Source organism: Kitasatospora griseola, from assembly GCF_014648555.1.
Lineage (GTDB): Bacteria > Actinomycetota > Actinomycetes > Streptomycetales > Streptomycetaceae > Kitasatospora > Kitasatospora griseola.
The window spans coordinates 83,471-88,806 of sequence record NZ_BMRI01000034.1 but is presented as its reverse complement, the minus strand read 5'-3'; the positions used below and the strand labels follow the sequence as shown (position 1 = coordinate 88,806).

Sequence of the window (5,336 nt, the reverse complement as noted above, 5' to 3'; positions counted from 1 at the left end):
GGGTTGATAGGCCGGATATGGAAGCCCTGTGAGGGGTGGAGTTGACCGGTACTAATAGGCCGAGGGCTTGTCCTCAGACGCTCGCGTTCACTGTGTGGTTCCCGGGTAGCGAACAGCTATCGCCGGTAAGGAACCGATCCATTCGGATCCGCCAGGTAAGTAAACACATATTTCAACTGAAAAGTGTGTTCGCTGAATACCCGATAGGGTTTCGGTGGTCATAGCATGAGGGAAACGCCCGGTTACATTCCGAACCCGGAAGCTAAGCCTCATAGCGCCGATGGTACTGCAGGGGGGACCCTGTGGGAGAGTAGGACGCCGCCGAACAATTCTTCAAAAGGCCGAGGCCCCAGCGATGAGCTGGGGCCTCGGCCTTTTTTGTTGGGCTTTTTCAGCCGAACACGACGGCCGGCGGACGGCGGTCGGGCACCCGGACGCGGTGCTCGTCCGTGTGCCGGACAATGGAACAAGACGGACGTACCGGACCCCGACGGGGTCCGAGGGATCGCCCGGATCGCGCGCTGGTGTCGAGGGATCGGCAGTGGCGCCTCTCAAGCCAGCAGTGTGCAGACAGGAGTCACCAGCATGTCGAACCCGCCCCAGGACCGGCCCGAGCGCCGTAACGACGGCGGCCGGGGGTACGAGCCCAGGTCGCGCGGGGGCTGGTCGAACGACCGTGGCCCGCGTCGTGACGACCGTGGCGAAGGCGGCGGCTACCGCGGTCGTGACGACCGCGGTGACCGTGGCGGCGACCGCGGGGGTTACCGCAGCGACCGTGGCGACCGGCCGTCGTACGGCGACCGTCCGCAGGGCGGTGGCTACCGTGGCCGCGACGACCGTCCCCAGGGCGGCGACCGCGGCGGCTTCCGTCGCGATGACCGTGGCGGCGACCGCCCGTCCTACGGTGGCGGCGGCTACCGCTCGCGTGACGACCGCCCGCAGGGTGGCGACCGTGGCGGGTTCCGCCGTGACGACCGCGGTGACCGCCCGCAGGGTGGCTTCCGCCGTGATGACCGCGGTGACCGTCCGTCGTACGGTGACCGTCCGCAGAGCGGTGGGTTCCGCCGGGACGACCGTGGCGACCGCCCGCAGGGTGGGTTCCGTCGCGACGACCGTGGCGACCGTCCGTCCTACGGTGACCGTCCGCAGCGCAGCGGTGGGTTCGAGCGTCGCGACGACCGCCCGCAGGGTGGCTTCCGTCGTGATGACCGTGGCGACCGTCCGTCGTACGGTGACCGTCCGCAGAGCGGTGGGTTCCGCCGGGACGACCGCGGTGACCGCCCGCAGGGTGGGTTCCGTCGCGACGACCGTGGCGACCGTCCGTCCTACGGTGACCGTCCGCAGCGCAGTGGTGGGTTCGAGCGTCGCGACGACCGCCCCCAGGGCGGCTTCCGTGGCCGTGACGACCGTCCCCAGGGTGGCGACCGTGGCGGTTTCCGCCGGGACGACCGTGGCGACCGCCCGCAGGGTGGCTTCCGTCGGGACGACCGTGGTGGCGACCGCCCGTCCTACGGTGACCGTCCGCAGCGCAGTGGTGGGTTCGAGCGTCGCGACGACCGCCCCCAGGGTGGCGACCGTGGCGGCTTCCGCCGCGATGACCGCGGTGACCGCCCGCAGGGTGGGTTCCGTCGCGACGACCGTCCGCAGGGCGGCTACCGGGACCGCGACGACCGTGGCGACCGGCCGTCGTACGGCGACCGTCCGCAGCGCAGTGGCGGGTTCGAGCGTCGCGACGACCGCCCGCAGGGTGGGTTCCGTCGGGATGACCGTGGCGACCGTCCGCAGGGCGGCGGCTTCCGTGGCCGTGACGAGCGCGGTGGCGAGCGCGGTGGCTTCCGCCGTGACGACCGCGGTGACCGTGGCGGCTTCCGTGGTCGTGACGACCGTGGTGGCGAGCGCGGTGGGTACCGGGGTGGCCGGGAAGACCGTGGTGGGTTCCGTCGGGAGTACGACGAGCGCCGGCCGGAGCCGGTGCGTCGGCTGCCGATCCCGGACGACGTGACCGGCTTCGAGATCGACGCGGACGTGCGTCAGGACCTGAAGAGCCTGCCGAAGACGCTCGCGGACGACGTGGCCCGCAACCTGGTGATGGTCGCGCGGCTGCTCGACACCGAGCCGGAGGAGGCCTACAACTACTCGCGCGTCGCGCTGCGGCTGGCGTCGCGAGTGGCGAGCGTCCGGGAGGCGGCCGGTTTCGCGTCGTACATGACGCAGCGGTACTCCGAGGCGCTGACCGAGTTCCGGGCCGCGAAGCGGATGACCGGCCGGGTGGACCTGTGGCCGGTGATGGCGGACTGCGAGCGCGGTCTGGGTCGTCCGGAGCGGGCGCTGGCGATGGCCGGCGAGCCCGAGGTGAAGCAGCTGGACAAGGCCGGTCAGGTCGAGATGCGGCTGGTCGCGGCGGGTGCCCGGGCGGATCTGGAGCAGTTCGACGCGGCCGTGGTGACCCTGCAGAGCCCGGAGCTGGCGTCCTCGGCGATCCACCCGTGGACGGCGCGCCTGCGCTACGCGTACGCCGACGCGCTGATCGCGGCGGGTCGGGCGGACGAGGCCCGCGAGTGGTTCGTGAAGGCTGTGGAGGCCGACTCGGACGGCTCGACCAACGCTTCCGAGCGGCTGGCGGAGATCGACGGCGTGGAGTTCACCGACGCGCTGGACGAGGACGCCGAGGACGAGGCGCAGGAGTCCGAGGAGCCGGTGCGCAAGCCGATCGCGAAGGACGAGATCGGCGACGACCGGATGATCTTCGAGGACGAGGAGGACGTCGAGGAGTTCTACGACGACGACGACCTCGAGATCGACGAGGAGTACGACGAGGACTCCTCCGAGGAGCAGAAGCCGAAGCAGGCCTGATCCCCGGCTGATGGTCGGACGGCCCCCGTTCCGGGTAGGAACGGGGGCCGTTCTGCGTCGTCGGCCGGTTGTCAGCCGAGTTCGAGGGAGCGCAGAACCAGTCCGGTGGCCGGTTTGGGGCCGAAGGACGTCGACTTGCGGGGCATGGTGACGCCCTGTTCGGCGAGGCGGCGGACCACGCGCTCCTCGACGGGGTGGAGCAGGACGGCGGTGCCGCCGGTGCGGGCGGCCTCGCGGACGGCGGCTTCGGCGGAGTGCAGGTAGCCGATGTGCTCGGGGCTGTCGGGGACGTGCCAGGTGCGGTCGAGCAGAGTGGCGTGCAGGACGGTGGCGTCGAGGCGGCGCCACTCCTCGGGGCGGTCGGTGCGGACAGTGGCTTCGAGGGTGGCCTCGTCGGGGCCGGTGAGCAGCAGATAGCGGTCGTCGCCGGCGGTGAGGACGAAGGCGTTGCGGGCGTCCGTGCGGGCCTCGGCGAGGGCCTTGAGGGCGTCGTCGAGGGTGCCGGGGAGTTCGGTGAGCTGCCAGATGTCGGGGTCCAGGGCGGCCACTGCGGCGTGCAGGGGCAGCCGGTGCAGGACGCGGTGGATGGCGCGGACCTTCAGCGGGTAGCGGTCGGTGTCGACGAGCAGGACCAGGCCGCGGTCCCAGGGGCTGCGGGGCAGGTGGCGGTGCTCGCGCTGCAGCCGCAGGTACATCTCCCAGCGGTGGTGGCCGTCGGCGATCAGGGCGCGGCAGGTGGCCAGGTCGCGGCTGACGGCGGCCAGGTCGGCGGGAGCGGTGACGGCCCAAAGGCGGTGCTGGGTGCCGTCGGAGGTGGTGACGTGGAGCAGTGGTTCGCCGCCGGCGGTGCGGTCGACGACCTCGGCGGCCCGGCCTTGGCCGCGGTAGGTGAGCAGCAGGGGTTCGAGGTTGGCGCGGGTGGTGCGCATCAGGCCGACCCGGTCGGCGACGGGTTTGGGCATGACGTCCTCGTGGGGGAGGACGACGCCGGCTTCGGCGCCGCTGACGGCGAGGGCGCCGATCAGTCCGCGCTGGAGGTCGCCGGTGGGCGGGCGTTGCTCGTAGACGTACAACGCGGGCCGGGGGTCGGCGGTGAGGACGCCCCGTTCGCGCCAGTCGCGCAGCAGCCGGGCGGCGTGCCGGTAGCGAGTGTCGCGGTCGGGGCGGAGACCGGAGTCCTCCGGTTCGGGACGCGGCAGGATGAGTCGGACGATGTTGTGCGGGTCCGAGGTCTCCAGGTCCTGGCGCCGTCCGGGGTCCACCACGTCGTACGGGGGTGAGGTCACCGCGGCCAGGTTGCCGACCTTCTGGGGGTCGTAGCGCAGGCCGCGGAACGGGGACAGGGACAGCCCTGCGGTGGCGACGTGCCCGGGGTCTCCGGGGCCGCCCGAGGGCTCGTTGCCGATTTCGGCACGAGGGGCGCTCATCCTGGGCATGTTAGCCGGGTACTCCTTGTTGGGAGATCGCGATTCGCGCAGCCGTTCCGGTTGCGGGGCGGCGCGACGGGTGCGTAACGGCTGAGCGGGGAGTGACGGATGAGCTATGGGAGTCATGACAGCGACGGCGCGGCGGCCTCCCCGGGGAGCGCGGCGGGGACGCCGGGCGGCGGGGTGTACGACTGGTTCCGGCGCGGGGTGCGGCTGTTGGAGGAGCGGCATCCGGCGGCGGCGGTGCAGCTGCTGACGCGGGCCGCGGAGGCGGAGCCGGGGTCGCGGTCGATCCGGGAGGCGCTGGGGCGGGCGCAGTTCGACGCGGGGCAGTACGCGGCGGCGCTGGAGAGTTTCCGGACGGTGGCGGTGGCGGATCCGTCGGACGACTACGCGCAGTTCGGGTGGGGAGTGGCGGCGGCCCGGCTGGGGGACTTCGAGTCGTCCGCGGAGCACCTGGCGCTGGCGGTGGCGATGCAGCCGGGCAACGAGCACTACCGGGCGGCGCTGCGGCAGACCAGGGCGACGCTGGCGGCCCGGGCGGGGGCGTTCGGTCCGCTGCAGCCGGGGGCGCCGGGGTATTTGGCTCCGCCGGAGGAGCCGGGCGGCGGCACGGCCTAAGGTGGCGGGGTCGATCGGTTCGAGGGGACAGGGAGCGGTGTGATGGCGGAGAGCGCCGGCCAGGTGCGGAGCGTGCCGCAGGGCAGTGCGGTGGCGTTGACGGAGGTGTACGACACGGCGCTGCTGGACCTGGACGGGGTGGTGTACGCCGGGCCGCACGCGATCGAGCACGCGGTGGAGTCGTTGGAGCGGGCGCGGACCGCGGGCATGCGGCTGGCGTACGTGACGAACAACGCGTCGCGGCCGCCGCGGGTGGTGGCGCAGCACCTGTCGGAGCTGGGCGTGCCGGCCGAGCCCGCCGATGTGATCAACTCGGCGCAGGCGGCGGCGCGGCTGGTGTCGGAGAAGGTGCCTGCGGGGTCCCGGGTGCTGGTGATCGGCGGGGCCGGGCTGGTGGAGGCGCTGCAGGAACGCGGGCTGGTGCCGGTGCGCTCC

At 72.7% G+C, this 5,336-nt stretch carries 4 protein-coding genes, 1 rRNA gene and 1 pseudogene; 5 read left to right on the top strand and 1 reads right to left on the bottom strand.

Features of this window, described 5'->3' with window-relative positions:
• Nucleotides 1-210: 210 nt before the first annotated feature.
• From rrf to IEZ12_RS30370, 3 genes and pseudogenes are all read left to right on the top strand, one after another.
• A 5S ribosomal RNA gene (gene rrf, locus IEZ12_RS30380) occupies nt 211-327 on the top strand.
• 870 nt (nt 328-1,197) lie between these two features.
• Nucleotides 1,198-1,839, top strand: a pseudogene (locus tag IEZ12_RS40855) (DEAD/DEAH box helicase); the annotation flags it as partial.
• A 132-nt stretch (nt 1,840-1,971) separates the two neighbouring features.
• A complete protein-coding gene (locus IEZ12_RS30370) occupies nt 1,972-2,853 on the top strand; it encodes a tetratricopeptide repeat protein (RefSeq protein WP_043910223.1) in 882 nt (293 codons plus the stop codon).
• A 71-nt stretch (nt 2,854-2,924) separates the two neighbouring features.
• Here the strand turns inward: IEZ12_RS30370 and IEZ12_RS30365 are convergent, their stop codons facing one another.
• A complete protein-coding gene (locus IEZ12_RS30365; protein WP_189276543.1) occupies nt 2,925-4,280 on the bottom strand; it encodes a DUF1015 family protein in 1,356 nt (451 codons plus the stop codon).
• Nucleotides 4,281-4,388: 108 nt separating this feature from the next.
• Here IEZ12_RS30365 and IEZ12_RS30360 point away from each other — a divergent pair, with 108 nt between their 5' ends.
• Nucleotides 4,389-4,901: a tetratricopeptide repeat protein gene (locus IEZ12_RS30360; RefSeq protein WP_189276541.1), complete on the top strand. Its 513-nt coding sequence runs from the start codon at nt 4,389-4,391 to the stop codon at nt 4,899-4,901.
• 42 nt (nt 4,902-4,943) lie between these two features.
• Nucleotides 4,944-5,336: HAD-IIA family hydrolase (locus IEZ12_RS39360; RefSeq protein WP_373295547.1), on the top strand; the 393-nt coding region annotated here is incomplete at its 3' end.

Coding starts and splice junctions, on each gene's coding strand:
- IEZ12_RS30360 (WP_189276541.1), top strand. CDS start 4,389: ATGAGCTATGGGAGTCATGACAGCGACGGCGCGGCGGCCTCCCCGGGG.
- IEZ12_RS30365 (WP_189276543.1), bottom strand. CDS start 4,280: ATGAGCGCCCCTCGTGCCGAAATCGGCAACGAGCCCTCGGGCGGCCCC.